19 protein-coding genes are annotated in these 19,169 nt (G+C 73.1%); 7 read left to right on the top strand and 12 right to left on the bottom strand.

Annotated features, from left to right (window positions below; all coding sequences use genetic code 11):
• Positions 1 to 217: 217 nt before the first annotated feature.
• The gene (locus ACZ6JS_RS19120; RefSeq protein WP_469299320.1) at positions 218 to 1,525 is read left to right on the top strand and encodes a GNAT family N-acetyltransferase; all 1,308 of its coding nucleotides are present in this window, start codon (positions 218 to 220) and stop codon (positions 1,523 to 1,525) included.
• A gap of 148 nt (positions 1,526 to 1,673) precedes the next feature.
• Positions 1,674 to 2,273 (top strand): isopentenyl-diphosphate Delta-isomerase, encoded by a 600-nt coding sequence (gene idi, locus ACZ6JS_RS19115; protein ID WP_392576792.1) that lies wholly within the window; start codon positions 1,674 to 1,676, stop codon positions 2,271 to 2,273.
• Between the two features lie 36 nt (positions 2,274 to 2,309).
• Here the strand turns inward: idi and ACZ6JS_RS19110 are convergent, their stop codons facing one another.
• Together ACZ6JS_RS19110 and ACZ6JS_RS19105 are read right to left on the bottom strand one after the other, a co-directional pair.
• The gene (locus ACZ6JS_RS19110) at positions 2,310 to 2,840 is read right to left on the bottom strand and encodes an ATP-binding protein (RefSeq protein ID WP_469299318.1); all 531 of its coding nucleotides are present in this window, start codon (positions 2,838 to 2,840) and stop codon (positions 2,310 to 2,312) included.
• Between the two features lie 94 nt (positions 2,841 to 2,934).
• A complete protein-coding gene (locus ACZ6JS_RS19105) occupies positions 2,935 to 3,174 on the bottom strand; it encodes a hypothetical protein (protein ID WP_469299316.1) in 240 nt (79 codons plus the stop codon).
• A 34-nt stretch (positions 3,175 to 3,208) separates the two neighbouring features.
• On the opposite strand from ACZ6JS_RS19105, the gene ACZ6JS_RS19100 reads away from it, so the two are divergent.
• On the top strand, positions 3,209 to 3,949 hold the full coding sequence (locus ACZ6JS_RS19100) for an enoyl-CoA hydratase/isomerase family protein (RefSeq protein ID WP_469299409.1): 741 nt from the start codon (positions 3,209 to 3,211) through the stop codon (positions 3,947 to 3,949).
• Positions 3,950 to 3,962: 13 nt separating this feature from the next.
• On the opposite strand, the gene ACZ6JS_RS19095 is transcribed toward ACZ6JS_RS19100, so the two are convergent.
• Positions 3,963 to 4,592 (bottom strand): DJ-1/PfpI family protein, encoded by a 630-nt coding sequence (locus ACZ6JS_RS19095; protein ID WP_469299314.1) that lies wholly within the window; start codon positions 4,590 to 4,592, stop codon positions 3,963 to 3,965.
• 90 nt (positions 4,593 to 4,682) lie between these two features.
• Positions 4,683 to 5,654: a GlxA family transcriptional regulator gene (locus tag ACZ6JS_RS19090; protein WP_469299312.1), complete on the bottom strand. Its 972-nt coding sequence runs from the start codon at positions 5,652 to 5,654 to the stop codon at positions 4,683 to 4,685.
• Between the two features lie 98 nt (positions 5,655 to 5,752).
• Between ACZ6JS_RS19090 and ACZ6JS_RS19085 the strand changes: the two genes are divergently transcribed.
• Complete coding sequence (locus ACZ6JS_RS19085) at positions 5,753 to 7,393, top strand: ABC-F family ATP-binding cassette domain-containing protein (protein WP_469299407.1); 1,641 nt, start codon at positions 5,753 to 5,755, stop codon at positions 7,391 to 7,393.
• Here ACZ6JS_RS19085 and ACZ6JS_RS19080 read toward each other — a convergent pair.
• From ACZ6JS_RS19080 to ACZ6JS_RS19055, 6 genes are all read right to left on the bottom strand, one after another.
• Positions 7,390 to 7,512 carry a hypothetical protein gene (locus tag ACZ6JS_RS19080; protein ID WP_469299310.1) on the bottom strand — a complete coding sequence of 41 codons (123 nt, stop codon included), beginning with the start codon at positions 7,510 to 7,512 and terminating at the stop codon, positions 7,390 to 7,392. The two genes, ACZ6JS_RS19085 and ACZ6JS_RS19080, sit on opposite strands and share 4 nt — an antisense overlap.
• A 171-nt stretch (positions 7,513 to 7,683) precedes the next feature.
• Positions 7,684 to 8,463, bottom strand: a complete 780-nt coding sequence (locus ACZ6JS_RS19075) for an SDR family NAD(P)-dependent oxidoreductase (protein WP_469299309.1) — start codon at positions 8,461 to 8,463, stop codon at positions 7,684 to 7,686.
• Complete coding sequence (locus ACZ6JS_RS19070; protein WP_469299308.1) at positions 8,460 to 9,647, bottom strand: MAB_1171c family putative transporter; 1,188 nt, start codon at positions 9,645 to 9,647, stop codon at positions 8,460 to 8,462. Before ACZ6JS_RS19070 ends, ACZ6JS_RS19075 begins: the two co-directional genes overlap by 4 nt.
• Entirely contained in the window at positions 9,637 to 10,137 is a 501-nt protein-coding gene (locus tag ACZ6JS_RS19065; protein ID WP_469299305.1) for a hypothetical protein, read from the bottom strand. Before ACZ6JS_RS19065 ends, ACZ6JS_RS19070 begins: the two co-directional genes overlap by 11 nt.
• Positions 10,138 to 10,450: 313 nt before the next feature.
• The gene (locus ACZ6JS_RS19060; protein WP_469299303.1) at positions 10,451 to 12,880 is read right to left on the bottom strand and encodes a Tex family protein; all 2,430 of its coding nucleotides are present in this window, start codon (positions 12,878 to 12,880) and stop codon (positions 10,451 to 10,453) included.
• 84 nt (positions 12,881 to 12,964) lie between these two features.
• Positions 12,965 to 13,828 (bottom strand): SCO6745 family protein, encoded by an 864-nt coding sequence (locus ACZ6JS_RS19055; protein WP_469299302.1) that lies wholly within the window; start codon positions 13,826 to 13,828, stop codon positions 12,965 to 12,967.
• 580 nt (positions 13,829 to 14,408) lie between these two features.
• Here ACZ6JS_RS19055 and ACZ6JS_RS19050 point away from each other — a divergent pair.
• A complete protein-coding gene (locus ACZ6JS_RS19050; protein ID WP_469299300.1) occupies positions 14,409 to 15,968 on the top strand; it encodes a M1 family metallopeptidase in 1,560 nt (519 codons plus the stop codon).
• A 66-nt stretch (positions 15,969 to 16,034) separates the two neighbouring features.
• Here ACZ6JS_RS19050 and ACZ6JS_RS19045 read toward each other — a convergent pair whose 3' ends face one another.
• Entirely contained in the window at positions 16,035 to 16,937 is a 903-nt protein-coding gene (locus ACZ6JS_RS19045) for an oxygenase MpaB family protein (RefSeq protein ID WP_469299299.1), read from the bottom strand.
• A 91-nt stretch (positions 16,938 to 17,028) separates the two neighbouring features.
• Between ACZ6JS_RS19045 and ACZ6JS_RS19040 the strand changes: the two genes are divergently transcribed.
• Together ACZ6JS_RS19040 and sph are read left to right on the top strand one after the other, a co-directional pair.
• The gene (locus ACZ6JS_RS19040; RefSeq protein WP_469299298.1) at positions 17,029 to 17,232 is read left to right on the top strand and encodes a hypothetical protein; all 204 of its coding nucleotides are present in this window, start codon (positions 17,029 to 17,031) and stop codon (positions 17,230 to 17,232) included.
• Between the two features lie 125 nt (positions 17,233 to 17,357).
• Entirely contained in the window at positions 17,358 to 18,347 is a 990-nt protein-coding gene (gene sph / locus ACZ6JS_RS19035) for a sphingomyelin phosphodiesterase (protein WP_469299296.1), read from the top strand.
• A 243-nt stretch (positions 18,348 to 18,590) separates the two neighbouring features.
• Here the strand turns inward: sph and ACZ6JS_RS19030 are convergent, their stop codons facing one another.
• Complete coding sequence (locus ACZ6JS_RS19030) at positions 18,591 to 19,169, bottom strand: HD domain-containing protein (RefSeq protein ID WP_469299294.1); 579 nt, start codon at positions 19,167 to 19,169, stop codon at positions 18,591 to 18,593.

Below are 19,169 nucleotides of genomic sequence, written 5' to 3'. Positions count from 1 at the left end.
CCACAAACAGCCTGGATGTTACGGTGGACACGCCCCTGAAGGCGTCGAGTGGAAACGAGGTGGGTCGATGACCGTCGCAGTGGTCGCGGCCGAGAGCTGCGAACTCCGGTTCATCTCCCATTTCCCCCGGGCGACCGGCCGGGCCTGATCCACCGTTTCCCCGGCACGGGCCGGGGGACCCGCAGATCGGCCGGAGCCCCATTTCCAAGGGTTCACGTTGACCGACGACATCCGCGACGCCGGCACCACCGACGACGCCTTCTTCGAGGCTTTTCTCACTCTCCACCACGGACTGCCCCGGCAGGCTCCGGGCTCCGACGCGAGCACCCGCGCCCTGCTGTCCCTGTGCGGGCCGCTGCCCGAGCGGCCCCGCGTCCTCGACCTGGGCTGCGGTCCGGGCCGCAGCACGCTGGTGCTCGCGGCCGAGGCGGGCGGCCACGGCCCGGACGCCGCCGAGGTGACCGCCGTGGACCTGCACGGCCCCTTCCTCGACGAGCTCCGCACGGCCGCCGCGGCCCGCGGGCTCGCCGACCGGATCCGCACCGTCGAGGCGGACATGGACGCGCTGCCCGCCGACGTCGAGGACGGCTCCTTCGACCTCGTCTGGGCCGAGGGCTCCGCCTACATCCTGGGCTTCGACACCGCGCTCGCGCGGTGGAAGCGGCTGCTCGCCCCGGGCGGCACGCTCGTGCTGACCGAGTGCGAGTGGACGGCCGCGGAACCGTCCGCCGGAGCCCGCGCCTTCTGGGACGCGCAGTGCCCGCTGCGCTCCACGGCCGGGAACGTCGCGGCCGCCCAGGCCGCCGGCTACCGGGTCCTCGGCGTTCACCCGCTGCCCGACTCCGACTGGGACGAGTACTACGGCCCGCTCGCCGAGCGGGTCGGCGAGCGGGCCGGGGACGACTCCCCCGCCATGGCGCGGGCGGTGGGCGCCACCCGCGAGGAACTCGACGTCCGGGCCCGCCACGGGCACGAGTACGGCTACACCGGCTACGTCCTGCGCCCGGTGGAGGCCGGCGGCGAGGCCTGGCGGGCCCGTCCGGAGACCGCGGCGGACACCGCCGCCGTACGGGCCGTCAACCTGGCGGCCTTCCCGACGCCGCTGGAAGCGGATCTCGTCGACGCGCTGCGCACGGACGGCTCCTGGCTGCCCGGGCTGTCGTACGTGGCCGAGGCCCCCGACGGGTCGGTCGCGGCGCACGCCCTGCTCACCCGGTGCGAGGTCGGCGGCGCCCCGGCGCTGGCGCTCGCCCCGGTGGCCGTCGATCCGGCGTACCAGCGCTCGGGGGCGGGCAGTTCCGTCGTACGGGCGCTGCTCGCGGCGGCCCGGGAGCGGGGTGAGTCGCTGGTGCTGGTCCTGGGGCACCCGTCCTACTACCCGCGCTTCGGCTTCACGGCGGCGTCGCGGTTCGGGATCCGGGCGCCCTTCGAGGTCCCGGACGAGGCGATGATGGCGCTGGTGCTGGACGGTTCCGTGCCGGTTCCGGCGGGGACGATCACGTATCCGGCACCCTTCGGCGTCTGACGCGCGGGAGCGCCACGTGAGGTGATCCCCGGTGGTCCGCCCTCCGCCTAGCACGGGGCGGGGGGCGGACATGCGCGGATTGCCGAAGTGGGGACAAGCCTCTTTTGTACGGCAGACTGAAGGCCGAAGTCCGAAGCGAAGGATGGGTATGCCGACCACACCAGCCACCGCCGCGAACAGCGCGTCCCACGGCACCGGTACTCAAGAACCGATCATGCTCGAACTGGTCGACGAGTCCGGCAACACCATCGGCACGGCGGAGAAGCTCTCCGCCCACCAGGCGCCCGGGCAGCTGCACCGGGCGTTCTCCGTGTTCCTGTTCGACGAGCAGGGCCGTCTGCTGCTCCAGCAGCGGGCCCTCGGGAAGTACCACTCGCCGGGCGTTTGGTCGAACACCTGTTGCGGCCACCCGTATCCCGGGGAGTCGCCGTTCGCGGCCGCGGCCCGGCGGACCCACGAGGAGCTGGGGTTGTCGCCCTCGCTGCTCGCCCAGGCGGGAACGGTTCGCTACAACCACCCGGACCCCGCTTCGGGTCTGGTGGAGCAGGAGTTCAATCACCTGTTCGTGGGACTTGCGCAGGCTGCCGTACGGCCCGACCCGGAGGAGGTCGAGGACACCGCCTTCGTGACCGCCGAAGAGCTGGCGAAGCGGCACGCCGAGGTGCCGTTCTCGGCCTGGTTCATGACCGTGCTGGACGCGGCGCGGCCCGCGATCCGTGAGCTGACCGGCGACGCGGCGGGCTGGTAGCCGGTACGCCCTTCGCCTCTCCCCCGCCGTCCGCCCTCAGCGGGCTGTCGGCGGGGTGCCGAGGGGGAGGGCCGCCCAGATGACCTTGCCGCCGGTCGAGGTGTGCTCGACGTCGCAGACCCCGCCGGCCTCCAGGGTGACCTCCCGGACGAGCAGCAGGCCGCGGCCGCCGGTCTGGCCGAAGTCGGCCTCCAGCGCCTTGGGACGGTAGGGGTGGTTGTCCTCGACCGCCACCCGTACCCAGTCGCGGCCGATCGCGACCTCGACCGCGACCTCGGGCGAGAGCAGGGCGGCGTGCCGGACCGAGTTCGTCACCAGTTCGGAGACGATCAGGAGCAGGGAGTACACCAGGTCCTGACGGGCGGGCACCCCCTGGCGCCCGAGGAGGTCCCGGACGGCCCGCCGGGCCTGCGGAACGGATTCTTCTACCGCGGGGGCCGTGAACCTCCACACGCCCTCGTAGGCGAGCGGGTCGGCCGGAGGCTCCGGCACCCCTTCCCCGGCCCGTGGGCCGCTCCCGCTGCCGTCCATCTTCCGGCCCCCGTCTTCACGCTCGATCGTCTCCACGCGACAAGAGTGGTGAAGGGGTAGGTCCGGACCCGACTGCTGACCAGAAGTCAGCGTCAATCGGACACTTTCTGACCACTGGCGTATGACAGCGTCAGTTGTTGGTCTGTTCCTGATCTTCTGCCGGACGCTTCTGGGCCGCCTCGCGCGTCCTGTGCCCGGCGGCGGCCTCCGTCCCCGGCTCGTCTTCCCTGACCAACCCCAGGATGCGGCGCGCCCCCATGCCCACCGCGATGAGGCTCAGGCCGTCGAACAGCAGGGCGAGCGAGCAGAAGGTTCCGATCACGTACAGACTGTCGCGGCCGGTGGGGACTCCCTTGATCATGCGTTTCACCGCCCGGGATAGCATCCGGCGCATGGACGCAGCCCTGGACGCAACCCTCCTGCACACGGTCTCCGACGGGGTCGCGACCGTCGTCGTCTCGCACCCCGCCAAGCGCAACGCCATGACCGCCGCGATGTGGCGGGCGCTCCCCGGGCTGCTGGACGGCCTGGCGTGCGATCCGGCCGTACGGGTGCTGGTCCTCACCGGAGCCGGGCCGACGTTCTGCGCGGGCGCCGACATCTCCTCCCTCACCGGGGACGAGGACCCGCGGGCCCTCGCCGTGGCGGCGGAGGAGGCGCTGGCAGCCTTCCCCAAACCGACGCTGGCGGCGATCCGCGGGTTCTGCGTGGGCGGCGGCAGCCAGCTGGCTGCCGCCTGCGACCTGCGGTTCGCCGAGGAGGGGGCGTCCTTCGGGGTGACTCCGGCAAAGCTCGGCATCGTCTACCCGGCGTCCTCCACCCGCAGGCTCGCCTCCCTGGTCGGCCCGGCCTGGGCCAAGTACCTCCTCTTCTCCGCGGAGCTGATAGGGGCGGAGCAGGCGCTGCGCGCCGGGTTCCTGAACGAGCTGCTGCCCGCCGGCCGACTCGACGCGCGCGTGGCCGAGTTCGCGGGGGTCCTGGCCGCCCGCTCCGCACTGACGCAGGCGGCGGCCAAGGAGTTCGCGGACGGCCGCGCGGACCGGGACGGGTACTGGGAGGAGCAGGCGGCCGGAAGCGACGACACCGCCGAGGGTGTCTCCGCGTTCCTTGAGCGCCGGGCGCCCCGCTTCACCTGGACCCCGTGACGGCCTGCGGCTCTCAGGCGGACAGGTGGCTGCCCCGCAGCAACTCGACGAGGGCGGCCGGGGCCTTCTCGGGCGAGCCGGCGTCGTAGGGCGGCTGGGGGTCGTACTCGGTCATCAGCTGCACCGCCCGGGCGAAGTCGTCGCCGGCGATCCGGCCGAGCAGGGTGAGCCCCATGTCGATCCCGGAGGACACCCCTGCGGCGGTGACGTACTTCCCGTCGAACACCACGCGCTCGCCGGTGGGCTCGACGCCGTGCTTCGCCAGCTGGTCCAGGTACAGCCAGTGGCTGGTGGCCCTCCGGCCGTCGAGCAGCCCGGCGGCGGCCAGCAGCAGGGATCCGGTGCACACGGAAGTGGTCCAGGTGGTGGCCGCGTCGACCGTGCGCAGCCAGTCCATGACCACGGGATTGGCCATCTCCCGCTCGGGATGCGGCCCGCCCGGCACGATGACGACGTCGGGCCGGGTGACCTCGTCGAGCCCCTTGTCGGCGACGAGCGCGAGGGCCCCGTTGTCGGTGCGCACGGGCCCTGGCCGCTCGGAGACGAAGACGACCTCGGCATCCGTCAGCCGTCCGAGGGTGTCGAAGGGGCCGATGGCGTCGAGGGCGGTGAAGTGGTCGTAGAGCAGTACGGCGATCTGCATGGCTCCTCCGGAGCGGTGGTCGGGACACGGGCCGCCCCGGCGGGGCGGCTCCTCCTTCTGGGGGTGCTGGGGGTGTGCCGGGTCCTGCCCTCAGGAGCGGGCCGTGCCGAAACGGCGCCGGTACTCGGCGGGCGGCTGGCCGAGGGTGCGCACGAAGGCCCGGCGCAGTGCCTCCGGGTTCCCGTACCCGCAGGCCCGGGCGATCTGTGCGATCCCTTCCCCGCTCTCCTCAAGCAGCCGCCGGGCGTGTTCCACCCGCACCCGTTCGACGTACCGGCCGGGCGTGACCCCGGTTTCCGCCCGGAAGGCGCGGGCGAAGTGCCGCGGCGACAGCCGGGCACGGGCGGCGAGGTGCTCGACGCCCAGGTCCTCCCCCGGGTGCTCGGTGATCCACTGCTGCACGTCCCGCAGTGGGTCCCGCCGGGCCGTCTGGGCCGCGAGCTGGGCGCTGAACTGCGCCTGGTTGCCGGGCCTGCGCAGGAAGACCACCAGGTGCCGGGCGATCGTCAGGGCGACGTCCCGGCCGTGGTCCTCCTCCACCAGGGCCAGCGCGAGGTCGATGCCCGCCGTCACTCCGGCCGAGGTGGCCACCGGCCCGTCCCGTACGTAGATCGGGTCCGGCTCGACGGTGACCGCCGGGTAGTCCTGCGCCATCCGCTCGCAGGCGTTCCAGTGCGTCGTCGCCCGCCGCCCGTCCAGCAGCCCCGCCTCGGCCAGCAGCAGTCCTCCCGTGCACACGGAGACCAGCCGCTCCGCTCCACCCCCGTGGGTGCGGAGCCAGTCGGTGAGCCTGGGCTCGAAGTCGGCCGTGAACCGTCCCCCGGGCACGAGCACTGTGGTCCCGGTCCCCGGCCGGGCGCTCTCCAGCTCCCCGTCCGGCACCAGGGTCAGCCCGCTGCCGGTGCGGACGTGCTCCCCGCCCGCCGACACGGTCCGGATCACGTAGCCGGCCCGCCCGGGAAAACGAGCGAGCGCGGCGAACACCTCCACCGGGCCGGTCACGTCCAGGCTCTGGACACCGTCGTAGAGGAGGACGAGGACGTTGCGCGGCGATGACCCCATGGCTTCATGGTGTGCCGCCACCGAGATGGCCGCAATGACGTGCTTCCCACCTATCCGGCCAGGCGGGGGGTCCGGCCGCGCGCCGATAGGATCGGCACATCACGACTGCAACCCTCGTCGCCAAGAAGCTCACCGCCGCGCACGGTGAGCGCACGCTCTTCGCCGATCTCGACCTCGTCGTCGCGCCCGGCGACGTCATCGGCCTGGTCGGCGTGAACGGCGCCGGCAAGTCGACGCTGCTGCGCCTGCTCGCCGGGCTGGACACCCCCGAGACCGGGCAGCTGCGGCTCTCGCCGCCCACCGCCGCCGTGGGCCACCTCCCGCAGGAGCCGGAGCGCCGGCCCGAGGAGTCGGTCCGGGAGTTCCTGGCCCGGCGTACGGGCGTGGCCGCCGCCCAGGCGGAACTCGACGCGGCGACGCAGGGCCTGGTGGACGGGACGCCGGGCGCGGACGACGCGTACGCGACCGCGCTCGACCGGTGGCTGGACCTCGGCGGTGCCGACCTCGACGAGCGGGCCGAGGAGGTTGCCGACGACCTCGGCCTGGCGGTCAACCTCGACCTGCCGATGACGGCGCTGTCCGGCGGCCAGGCGGCCCGCGCGGGCCTGGCCTCGCTCCTCCTCTCCCGCTACGACGTCTTCCTGCTCGACGAGCCCACCAACGACCTGGACCTGGACGGCCTGGAACGTCTCGAGCGGTTCGTCAAGGGGCTGCGTGCCGGGACCGTCGTGATCAGCCACGACCGGGAGTTCCTGACGCGGACCGTCACCAAGGTGCTCGAACTCGACCTGGCGCAGCAGCAGATCAACCTCTACGGCGGCGGCTACGACTCCTACCTGGAGGAGCGCGCACGGGCCCGCAGCCACGCGCGCGAGGAGTTCGAGGAGTACGCGGACAAGAAGGCCGCGCTCGAGGGCCGGGCCCAGATGCAGCGCAACTGGATGGACAAGGGCGTGCGCAACGCCCGCCGCAAGGCCACCGACAACGACAAGATCGGCAAGGCTCTGCGCGGCGAGTCCAGTGAGAAGCAGGCTGCCAAGGCCCGCCAGACGCAGCGCGCGATCGAGCGGCTGGAGGTCGTCGAGGAGCCTCGCAAGGAGTGGGAGCTGCGCATGGAGATCGCGGCGGCGCCGCGCTCGGGCTCCGTGGTGGCCACGCTGCGCGAGGCGGCCGTCAAGCGCGGGGACTTCTCCTTCGGCCCGGCCAGCCTGCAGATCGATTGGGCGGACCGGGTGGCGATCACCGGGGCGAACGGCGCCGGCAAGTCGACCCTCCTCGCGGTGCTCCTCGGCCGGCTGTCCCCGGACTCCGGCTCCGCCGCCCTCGGCTCCGGCGTCCTGGTCGGCGAGGTCGACCAGGCCCGCGGTCTGTTCCTCGGGGACGAACCCCTGCTGGAGGCGTTCTGCGCGGCCGTCCCCGACACCGAGCCCGCCGAAGTGCGCACCCTGCTGGCGAAGTTCGGCCTCAAGGCCGCCCACGTCATGCGCCCGGCGGCGACCCTCTCCCCCGGTGAGCGCACCCGTGCCGCTCTCGCGCTGCTCCAGGGCCGCGGGGTGAACCTGCTGGTCCTGGACGAGCCGACCAACCACCTCGACCTGCCGGCGATCGAGCAGCTGGAGTCGGCCCTGGAGTCCTACGAGGGAACCCTCCTGCTGGTCACGCACGACCGCCGGATGCTCGACGCGGTCCAGGTGACCCGCCGCCTGGAAGTCTCCGGCGGCAAGGTCACCGAGCTCTAGGCCCAGGAGGCGGCGGACCTGCGCGCCGGCCCGCCCGGCGTCATGCTGACGCCGAACACCGCGGCGAGTTCGAGGAGTTCCCCCAGGAGCTCCTCGTCACCGGGGGCGAAGCCGGCCACGGTCCCTCGGCGCCGCGCAGCCGGTGCTCGGCGTCCGCGCGCGGGATGCCGGGCGCGTCGCACACCCCAGGGGCGTGTCCCGGAAGTCGGGGCCGACCGCGAGTGCGGCGTGCACCTCGGCGGGCGGCAGACCTGATGCGACGGCCTCGCGGGCCCTTTCCCAGGGCGCGCTCACGTGGCCGGCCCGGTGGGAGCCCGGCGCTTGCGGGCCATCCTGCGGGCGACGAACGCGCGCGGGAGGTGGCGGGCGGCGAGGGCGTAGGCCTGGTAGCGGCGGCCGGTGATGCTGACCGGGCGGCGCAGGGCGAGGTCCCTCAGCGCCTGCTCGACGACCGCCTCCGGCTCCAGCCAGACCGCGTCGCGCAGCGCGCTGACGTCCATCCCGGCGCGGTCCTGGAACTCGGTGCGGGTGAAGCCGGGGACGACGGCCAGCACCCGGACGTTGTAAGGCTCCATGTCCACCCGGAGGGACTCGCTGAACGCGGTGAGCCATGCCTTGGCAGCCCCGTAGGTGCCCGTGGGCAGCAGTCCGGCCACCGAGGAGACGTTGACGACGGCACCGCGGCGGCGCTCGCGCAGGCCGGGCAGTGCGGCGTGGGTGAGCCGCAGCGGGACCTTGACGAGGAGGTCGAGCATCCGCTCCTCGTCCTCGAGCGGGCTGTACGGGAAGGGCGCGGGGAGCCCGAAGCCCGCGTTGTTGACTAGGATGTCCACGGGCCGGGCCCGGTCGGCGAGCCGCTCGGCGACCGCCGCGAGGCTCTCAGCGTCCAGCAGGTCGGCGGACAGCACCTCGCAGGCGGTGCCGTACTCGCGGGCCAGTGCGCCGGCGACGTTGTCGAGCCGGTCCTTGTCCCGGGCGACGAGGACCAGGTCGCAGCCCTTGGCGGCGAACCCTCGGGCGAAGGCGGCGCCCAGTCCGGCGCTGGCTCCGGTGATCAGTACGGTGGTCACGGCGCTTTCACTTCCTCGGTGGTGGCCGGCGAGGCGTAGGCCCCGGCGACGTCGACGAGGAACCGGGCCTCGTCGGCCAGGTCCCCGCCGTCGTTCGAACTCTGGATGGCCGCGGGCAGTTCCAGCCCGGCCGCCTCGCCCGGCCGCCCGGGCAGCCCGGCGAGCTTGGCCCGCCGCGCGTCCTTCAGCACGCGGGCCAGCGCCGCCGCGGTGCGTCGCTGCTCGGGGATCCCGTGTCCGGCGACATCGCCGCGGGCCCGCTCCAGGGCGCCCGGGCCGACGTACTCGCCCAGGATCAGGATGGCGTCGCGCGTCTCGATGACCTTGCGGTAGACCAGCAGGTTGCGCGGGACCTGCGGCCACAGGAGCTCCATCACCCGGCTCGAGCGCGGCTTGTTGAGGGCCACGTGCGGAACCGCCTCGACGAGGTCGCGCCACAGCGGCCACAGCCGCCAGGCGGTGGTGGTGTCGGTGAAGGCGCGGCGGAGGGTGAACACGGTGGGCACGAGGATCGCGGCGGCGCGCAGCAGGCCGTGCAGGTTCATCAGCAGCGGCAGGGCGGGCATCGCCCAGGTGCTGGCGAACAGGGCCTTGAGGAGGTAGGCCAGCCAGAACAGTCCGGCGAGCGCGGTGCCGAGGCCGAAGAGGCGCAGGCCGGCGGCCAGTGCCCGGCTCTCGGTGCGCCGGCTGTAGCGCCAGCACAGGGACACGCAGACGGTGTTGGCGATCACGTGGGCCGAGATCAGCACGAGCCAGTACGCGAGGGACGGCACCGGGTCCCCGACCGGGGGCATGGTGTGGGTGCCGTGGCCGGGCGCGGCGGCGTCCAGGGCCGCGAGCGCGGTCAGCCAGGCCGCGGTGGCTGCGCAGGAGGCGAGTTGGAGGCGGCGGCCGCGAGTGGCGGCCGCGACGAAGTAGAGGACTGCCCCCGCCGACAGCACCCCGATCAGGTTGCGGACGAGGCCGATGGTGTGGGCGTGGCCGGCGCCGCGGGTGATCGCGTAGGAGACGACGTCCGGCAGGTTCAGGGTCATCGCGGCGGCGGCCGTCGCGACGGCCAGCCACAGGCCGCGCTGCTGGGGCGAGCGCAGGGCGCCCGGGGCGCGCAGCAGGACGGCGAGCCACAGGCAGACCACGCTCGGGACGGCGAGCCAGTTGCCGAAGTCGGTGAGGTCAGCCGCCATCGGTGCCCCGCTCGTACCCCATGGCGGACTCCAGCCGGGCCAGGGTGTCCCGGCCCCGGGCGGGGGTGCGCGGGCCGGCGTTCGCGGTGCGGATGCGGATCATGCTCGCGAGCATCTCCGCCTCCTGCTCCTGGCGGGTGGTGTAGTTGGTGCGGCCGAGGACGACGGGGGCGTCGCCGTCGGTCTCCTCGCCCTCCAGCGAGTGGTGCCCGAAGAGGATGTGGCCGAGCTCGTGGAGGACGATGTGCTCCCGGTGCAGCGGGGTGGTCTGCGCCTCGTAGAAGACGTAGTCGACGCTGGCGGTGCCCACCCACAGGCCGCAGACGCCGGATTCCGCCGCCTCCCTGGGGAGGGGGTGGAGCCGGATGGGGCGACCGCGCTGCTCGGCTATCCGTCCGCACAGGACGTCGAGGGAGAACGGGTGGGTCAGATCCAGATGGCCGAGAATGTTCTCGCACCTTTTGCGAATGCTGAGTTGCCGGTGGGGCATGTGATCCCTCTTCGGACCCTTTCCGGGGCAGCGTCGGTAGGCGTGTGTGGGCATGGGCATGACGTCCTGTGCCTTCAAGGCGGCCTCGGGGAATGCAGTCCTGAGGGAGGAAACACGGAAGCCCGTCCGCCGGGTGACGAACGGGCGTTCCACCATGCCTACAGATCTTGTACGGGAGTTGGCAAGGAAAGTCCCCAGGTGGGGAACCTATTCGGCCATCACGTACGAAGGTCCTCACGCGCCGGGTGGCCGAGGGCCGCCCATGGGGGTGCGGGACGTCGGGATCCCTCCCGCACGGCCCCGACGCCGGGTGTCAGCGCCCCCGGCGCTCCTGGGGTCCGGTGAGGCCGGCCCGCCGCAGGGCGTCGGCCATCGCGCTGTTCGCGGGCGCGGGCGCCGCGCCGCCCTGCTTCCCGCTCCGGCCGCCGCCCTGGCCCTGTCCGCGCTCGCCCTGGGGCCTGCCGCCTCCCTGGCCGCCCGCTCCGCCGCGCTGCTGCGGGGGACGGCCGCCGCCGCGCCGCTCCTCGCGCTGGCGCGGGGCGCCGGCGCCGCGCTCCGCGCCGGGCTCGTCCTCCAGGCGCAGGGTCAGCGAGATCCGCTTGCGCGGGATGTCCACGTCCATGACCTTGACGCGGACGATGTCGCCCGGCTTGACCACGTCCCGGGGGTCCTTGACGAAGTTCTTCGACAGCGCCGAGACGTGCGCCAGACCGTCCTGGTGGACGCCGATGTCGATGAAGGCGCCGAAGGCGGCCACGTTGGTGACCACGCCCTCCAGGATCATCCCGGGAGCCAGGTCGCCGATCTTCTCGACGCCCTCCTTGAAGGTCGCCGTCCTGAAGGCCGGACGCGGGTCGCGTCCCGGCTTCTCCAGCTCGCGCAGGATGTCGGTGACGGTGGGCAGGCCGAAGGACTCGGTGACGAACTGCTCGGGCCGCAGGGAGCGCAGGACGGCGGTGTTGCCGATCAGCGCGGCCACCTCGCCGCCCGCCGTCCTGCCCATCGCCCGGACCACCGGGTAGGCCTCGGGGTGCACGGCCGAGGCGTCCAGCGGGTCGTCGCCGCCGCGGATCCGCAGGAAGCCAGCGCACTGCTCGTAGGCCTTGGGACCGAGGCGGGCCACGTCCTTGAGGCCCTTGCGGTTGCGGAAGGGGCCGTTGGCGTCGCGGTGGGCGACGATGTTCTCGGCGAGGGTCCCGCTGATGCCGGAGACCCGCGACAGCAGGGGCGCGGAGGCGGTGTTGACGTCCACGCCGACGCCGTTCACGCAGTCCTCGACCACCGCGTCGAGGGAGCGGGACAGCTTCAGCTCGGACAGGTCGTGCTGGTACTGGCCGACGCCGATGGACTTCGGGTCGATCTTGACCAGCTCGGCGAGCGGGTCCTGGAGGCGCCGGGCGATGGAGACGGCGCCGCGCAGCGACACGTCCATGCCGGGCAGTTCCTGCGAGGCGAAGGCGGAGGCCGAGTACACGGAGGCGCCCGCCTCCGAGACCATCACCTTGGTGAGCCCCAGCTCCGGGTGGCGGGAGATCAGGTCCCCGGCCAGCTTGTCCGTCTCTCGGGAGGCGGTGCCGTTGCCGATGGCGACCAGCTCGACCGCGTGCTCCTTCGCCAGGCGGGCCAGCTTCGCGAGGGACTCGTCCCATTTGTTGGCGGGCACGTGGGGGTAGATCACGTCGGTGGCCACGACCTTGCCGGTGGCGTCCACGACGGCGACCTTCACACCGGTGCGGAAGCCCGGGTCGAGGCCGAGGGTGGCCCGGGTGCCGGCGGGCGCCGCGAGCAGCAGGTCGCGCAGGTTCGACGCGAAGACGCGCACGGCCTCGTCCTCGGCCGCCTGGCGCAGCCGCATCCGCAGGTCGATGCCGAGGTGCACCTGGACCTTGGTGCGCCAGCACCAGCGGACCGTGTCCGCCAGCCACTTGTCACCGGGCCGGCCGCGGTCGGCGATGCCGAAGCGGCGCGCGATCATGCCCTCGTACGTGGAGGGGCCGGGGGTGTCGGCGTCCTCGGGGGCCTCGGGCTCCAGGTTGAGGTCGAGGACGTCCTCCTTCTCGCCGCGCAGCATGGCGAGGACGCGGTGCGAGGGCAGCGCGGTGAACGGCTCGGCGAAGTCGAAGTAGTCGGCGAACTTGGCGCCTGCCTCCTCCTTGCCCTCGCGGACCTTCGCGGCGAGCCGGCCGCGGCCCCACATGCGCTCGCGGAGTTCGCCGATCAGGTCGGCGTCCTCGGCGAACCGCTCGGTGAGGATGGCTCGGGCGCCCTCCAGGGCGGCAGCCGGGTCGGCGACGCCCCTGTCGGCGTCGACGAACGCGGCCGCCGCCGCGGCCGGGTCCACCGACGGGTCGGCCAGCAGGCCGTCCGCGAGCGGTTCCAGGCCGGCCTCGCGGGCGATCTGCGCCTTGGTGCGGCGCTTGGGCTTGAAGGGGAGGTAGATGTCCTCCAGGCGCGCCTTGGTGTCGGCGGCGTTGATGCGGGCCTCCAGCTCGGCGTCGAGCTTGCCCTGCTCCCGTACGGAGTCCAGGACCGCCGCGCGCCGGTCCTCCAGCTCGCGCAGATACCGCAGCCGCTCCTCGAGGGTGCGCAGCTGGGCGTCGTCGAGCATCTCGGTCGCTTCCTTGCGGTAGCGCGCGATGAACGGCACGGTGGAGCCGCCGTCGAGCAGCTCGACGGCGGCCTTGACCTGCCGCTCCCGTACGCCGAGCTCCTCGGCGATCCTGCCTTCGATGGACATCGTCACGATCGGGTCCCGCCTGCCTTCGTTTGCACTGGAAGGCTGCCAATTGTGGCAGGTGGTCGTGGCGGACGACGGGAGCCCTGCCCGTCAGGCCCTTCCCATGAGGTCCCTGGGGAAGGCTCCTGCGGTCACGGCCTTGACGACGAGGGCGCCACCGAGCTCGGTGAGGCGGGCCAGTCCGTCCGCGCCGAGGTGCTCGTAAGGGGCTGCGTCGAGGCGGTCGGTGTCGCTCTCCAGCCGCTCGCGCAGGGCCGCGCCCTCCTCGGTCAGCTCGCCGGCGTCATCGAGGACGCCGCGCTCGCGCAGCCGGCCGGCCGCGGCGTCGAGATCGTCCTGAGTCCAGCCGCGCATGCCCTTGACCCACTTCGGGGCCATGCCCCTGCCGGTGGCGGTGTGGCTGACCAGTGCCTCGACCGGGTCCAGTCCCGCGAGGAGCAGGGCGGCGAGGTGGCCGTCGCCGCGGTGCTCGCGCAGCAGGGTGGTGGCGTGCCACAGCCGCAGGTGCGGCTCCTCGGGGACGGGCAGGTCGGCGTGGGCCGCGTACAGGGTGCGGGCGTGCCGGGTGCAGCCCTCGGTGGCGCGCATCGCCAGGTCGGCGGCCTCGGCCACCTCGGGGGACTTCACGGTGTCGGCGCCGAGCAGACGGGTCAGGGCGGCGTCGGCGGCGCGCAGCCGGGCTGCGAGGGCCTGCTCGGGGGTGACGGTGTCCCAGACGGCGGGCAGGTGCCGGGCGACGAGGTCGTGCCGGTAGTTGTAGAAGGCGGCGGTGACCGCACCGGCCCCGACGGCGCCCATCGCGGCGGAGCGGTGCGCCAGGTTGACGGCGACCGGGTCGGCTATCCCGAGGGCGGCGAACTCCTCGGCGATCTCCGGCGAGAAGTAGACGGTGGAGTGCAGCGGGTTGACGGCGGTGTGCCAACAGCGTCGTGCGGCGCGCGGGTGAAGGGTCATGCGCGGCACGGTACCGACTGTTCGGTACGCAGGGTAGGACGGCCCGGCCTGCCGTCGGGCAGGCGGGTGGTCAGCGGCCGGGCAGCCGCCAGGCCCGGCTGTGGTCGCGAGCCGGCTCCGGAGGCACCTCCCGGACGCGGTGGTAGAAGTTCGCGCAGTACTCCTGGCACCGGTCGGGGCCCGGTGGGGAGTCCTGTGCCGCGCCGGGCGCGTGCCACCGCCACCAGCGGCTCCGTCCCGTCCCGCACCGTGGTCACCGACCGGCCCGGGCGGCCGGGGACGGGCTCGGTGCGCGGCGAGGCGTCGTGCCGATCCGGACGTTCCCGCGGGCGGGGCCGGGGGGTCCGGCGGGGGCTCGGGGCCGGGGCGGCGGACGGTCGGGCCGCAGGCCGGGACGGGTGCGCCCGGACCGGGCAGGGCCGCCCGGGCGGGTCAGGACCGCTCCGCGGGCGGAGGCGTGACGGCCGAATGGCGATCGTGTGACAGCAGGGGCCATGGACATGACCTGAACGGCCAGGGGTGAATACGGTCGAGCGACGACCTCGAACCGAGCTGTCTCCCCTACCACTTGGAGTCATTCGTGCACCGCAAAGTCATCGTCCCGAGCGTGCTCGCCGCCTCCCTCCTGCTGGTGATCCCGGCGTCGGCGGCGAGCTCCGGTCCGGGCGCCCCGGGTATCGGCGATCCCTATTACCCGGCCAGCGGCAACGGCGGGTACGACGTGTCGCACTACGACCTGCGCCTGAAGTACCAGCCGACGACGGACCTCCTGGAAGGCACCGCGACGCTGATCGCCACCGCCAAGCAGGACCTGTCGCGCTTCAACCTCGACTTCGGCCTGAAGGTCAGCGAGATCCGGGTCAACGGCGCCAAGGCGAAGTTCGCCACGTCCGGCGCCCACGAGGTGGAGGTGACCCCGGCGAAGCCGCTGGCGCGCAACGCCCCGCTGACCGTCGTCGTCACGTACGCCGGGAAGCCCTCCGAGCTGAAGGTCGACGGCTGGACCGCTTGGCACCGCACCCCGGACGGAGGTGTGGCGGCCCAGGAGCCCGACTCGGCGGTCTGGTGGTTCCCCAGCAACGACCACCCGCTGGACAAGGCCACCTTCGACGTCTCCGTCAACGTTCCGGACGGCACCCAGGCCATCAGCAACGGCGTGCTCCAGTCGCAGACTTCGCGGCTCGGCTGGACCCGTTACAACTGGCGCTCCAACAAGCCGCAGGCCACCTACCTGGCCACCCTGGCCGTCGGCAAGTTCGACATCACCACCGACAGGACGGCGAGCGGGCTGCCGATCGTCAACGCGTACAGCAAGGACCTCGGCGACAACGCGGGCGCGGCGCGCGCGAGCGTGGAGCGGACCGGCGAGGTCACCGAATGGCTGGAGGGCGTCTTCGGGCCGTACCCCTTCAACGCGCTGGGCGGATACGTGCCGAACGTGAACGCCGGCTTCGCCCTGGAGACCCAGACGCGGCCGTTCTACGGTCCGCGCCAGTTCCAGAACGGCGCGAACGTCTCGGTGGTCGTGCACGAGCTGGCCCACCAGTGGTACGGCGACAGCGTCTCCGTGGAGGGCTGGAAGGACATCTGGATCAATGAGGGCTTCGCCCGCTACAGCCAGTGGCTGTGGTCGGAGAAGGAGGGTGAGGGCACCGCGCAGGAGCTGGCCGACTGGGCCTACTCCCAGCGCCCGGCCGAGGACGCCTTCTGGCAGGTCAAGCCCGGTGACCCCGGTCCGGAGAACCAGTTCCACGGTGCCGTCTACGACCGCGGCGCGATCGCGCTGCAGGCGCTGCGCAACGAGATCGGCGACGAGAAGTTCTTCCAGATCCTCAAGGGCTGGCCGGCCGAGCGGGCCTACGGCAACGCGGAGGTCGGGGACTTCGTCCGCTATGCGGAGAAGGTCTCCCGCAAGCCGCTGGCCCAGCTGTTCGAGACCTGGCTCTACACCCCCGGCAAGCCCGACGCGTCGGCGCTGAACCCGGCGGCCGCGAAGGCCGCGGGCCGATCGGCCCAGTCGGCCCCGGCGCAGTCGGACCCGGCGAAGCCCGCAGCGGAGCCGAAGTCCTGGAAGAAGATCGCGGAGACGAACACGATCCACGACACCGGGCACGTCACCGGGCCCGGCCACCGGCACTGAGCCGGCGCAGGCCGGCGCCCTGTGCGCGGCTCCCGCTCCCCGCGGGGGCCGCGCGTCCCGGGTCGGTCAGCGTCGGCCCGCATGCCAGGCGGCACGCGCCCGGTAGGCGATCGGCAGGTAGCGCAGCCGCTCGGGCAGCAGAGGTACGAGCAGCCGTACGGCGGTACTGAACCGGCGGAGCCTGCGCTCCTGGGCCGGGCTCCACTCCAGCCCGATCACGGCGCGCGCCTCGGGCGGCATGTACCCGGCGGTGACGAAGGCCCGCAGGCGCAGGAAGGCCGCCCGCAGCGCGGGCCAGGTCAGCCGCAGCAGCAGCCGTACGGGGAGCGGGCCGCCCTCGGGCCGGGGCAGCGGCACGTCGGTGGCGACCAGCTCACGGGCGACCGCGGTCGGCTCGATCTCCTCGGCCAGCATCCGGGCCCAGTACGTCCAGTACTCCTCGACGGTCTGCGGCATGTCCCGGTCGCGCAGGCCGAGGATCCGGCCGACCTGGAGCCATTCGCGGTAGAGCTGCTGCTCCTGGGCGGGGGTGAAGCGGCGCAGCAGGTAGCGCCCGGCGTACAGGTAGACCGGGAAGCCCGTGGCGTGGACCCAGGCGTAGCAGGCGGGGTCGAGGGAGTGGTAGCGCCGGCCTCGGGTGTCGGTGCCCTGGATGTCCTTGTGCAGGCGGCGGACCCGGCGGCCCTCCTCCGCGGCGTCCTCCCCGCCGTACACCCACAGCTGGACCGAGCGCAGGGAGCGCTCGCCGCGGCCCCAGGGGTCGGTGCGGAAGACGGAGTACTCGTCGACGCCGGCCGCGATGGCGGGGTGCGCGACCTGCATCGTGAAGGCGGCGGGCAGCATCAGCAGCGCGCGGACGTCGCCGGCGATGGTCCACAGCACCCCGCCGGGCGGGGGCGGCTCGGGGTCGGGGCGGGCGGCGGACGGCTCCGGTGTCGCCCGCGCGGCCGTGCGGTCGGTCCCGGTCATGCGCGCCCCCAGCTGTCGATCTCTTCCGGTTTCCAGTATGACCTGGTCCGAAGCCCTTCCGGCGGGGCGGTGCGCACGTCATCCTGCGGCGATGGACCTGTCTCCCTCCGCATGGCTGGAAGCGCTCCTGCCCTCCGTGCTCGCGGTCGTCGCCGTCACCTCCGCACTCGTCTGCGCGGCCGCCGCGGTCGTCCTCCTCGTGCTGCGCCTGGCGCTGCGGCGGCGGCGCCGGGCGGCCCGGGAGGAGACCGCGGGCGGCCTCGCAGGGTTCGGCTGGACGTCCTCGGAGGACTGACGGCGGTCCCGCCGCGTGATCGTCGCGGCCCGGACAGAAAGTGGCTGCACGGGTGTTACCCAGAGGTAACCGCGGCTGCTTGGATGACGGGGCCGATCTTCCCGCGCAGGAATGATGGAGACCTCATGCTGCACACCTCCCACCGCCGCAACCGGGCCGCAGCCGCGGCCGTCGCGGCGATCGCCGCAGGCGCCATGGCAGCCACCACCGCGCCCGCCGCCACGGCCGCGGAGAACGCCGCCGCCCCGCGGCTCAGCGTCCTGTCGTACAACGTGTTCCTGATGAGCAAGAACCTCTACCCGAACTGGGGCCAGGACCACCGGGCCGCGGAGATCCCCAAGACCTCCTTCTACAAGGGCCACGACGTGGTCGTGCTCCAGGAGGCCTTCGACAACAGCTCCTCCGACGCGCTGAAGGCGAACTCCGCCGCGCAGTACCCGTACCAGACCCCGGTCGTCGGCCGCAGCAGGAGCGGCTGGGACGCGACGGGCGGCGCCTACTCCGCCACCACTCCGGAGGACGGCGGTGTCACGATCCTCAGCAAGTGGCCGATCGTCCGCAAGGAGCAGTTCGTCTACAAGGACGCCTGCGGCGCGGACTGGTGGTCCAACAAGGGCTTCGCCTACGTCGTGCTGGACGTGAACGGCACGAAGGTGCACGTGGTCGGCACGCACGCGCAGTCCACCGACCCGGGCTGCGGCGCGGGCGAGGCCGCGCAGATGCGCGCCCGTCAGTTCCGGGCGCTCGACGGCTTCCTCGACGCCAAGAACATCCCGGCGGGCGAGCAGGTCATCCTGGCGGGCGACCTCAACGTCGACTCGCGCACCCCGGAGTACGCGAGCATGCTCGCCGACGCCGACCTGGCCGACTCCGACTCGCGCACGGGCCACCCGTACTCCTTCGACACCGCGCTGAACTCGATAGCGAAGTACCGCTACCCGACCGACCCGCGCGAGGACCTGGACTACGTGCTCTACCGCAAGGGCAACGCCCGCCCGGCGGGCTGGGAGAACAACGTGGTCATGGAGGAGTCGGCGCCCTGGACGGTCTCCAGCTGGGGCACCTCCTACACCTACACCAATCTCTCCGACCACTACCCGCTGATCGGGCGCTGAGCCCATCCCCGTAGGGCGACCAGGCGAGATCTGCCAACGTCTCCCGAAGCCCGGGCGGGCGCCAGTCCTGTTCACCGGCTCGTCGCCACGGCCGGTCGCCGGGGCGCGGCAGCGTCTCGGGGGACCGTCGGGACGCCCTCCGCCGACCGGCGGTTCACGCGCACACGAAGAGGACGATGACGAAGCCGACGAAGCCCCTGCCGACCCTTCGGGGTCGGCAGGGGCGTTTTCGTGCGTCCGGGCTCAGCCCTTCTCTCCCAAAGCGGCCCGCAGCCAGTCGAGAGGGCCTTGCCCCTGCAGCTCCTCTGCCAGCCTCTGGCCGGTCTCGGTCGTGAGCCGGGCCCGGCTGTTGTCGATCCACCGCTGCGCGCTGGCGTAGCCCTGCGCCTTGTACTCCAAACCCTGCAGCATGCACTCCAGCTTGTCCGCGTCGCGAGCGCAGACGGCCTCGGCGGAGTCCTTGCCCTCGTACTCGGCCACCAGCTCCTGCAACGTCGACGCCAGCAGCTCAGGCATCCCTTCAGTCTGGTCAGCGGTCACAGCCGCCGGGTCGGCGCCGGGCGAGTACCGCTTGCCGAGGTGGTTGACGTCTCCGGTGCGGGTCTCCTGGGTGTCGTGCCACACCGCGAGAAACGCGGCCCGCGCCGGATCGGCGCCCTCCAGCTTCGCGATCACCGACGCGATGAGCGCCGTGCGCCAGGAGTGCTCGGCGACGCTCTCGGGCTGCTTGACGCCCGCCATCCACCAGCCTGTACGGGCTGTGTTCTTCAGGGTGCCCGCCTCGTAGAGGAACCGCGCCACCGCGGACAGGTCGTCAGCCAC

The organism is Streptomyces sp. NPDC046349 (assembly GCF_055587885.1).
The sequence above is the reverse complement of the archived record's forward strand: the minus strand, read 5'-3'. Positions and strand labels throughout refer to the sequence as shown.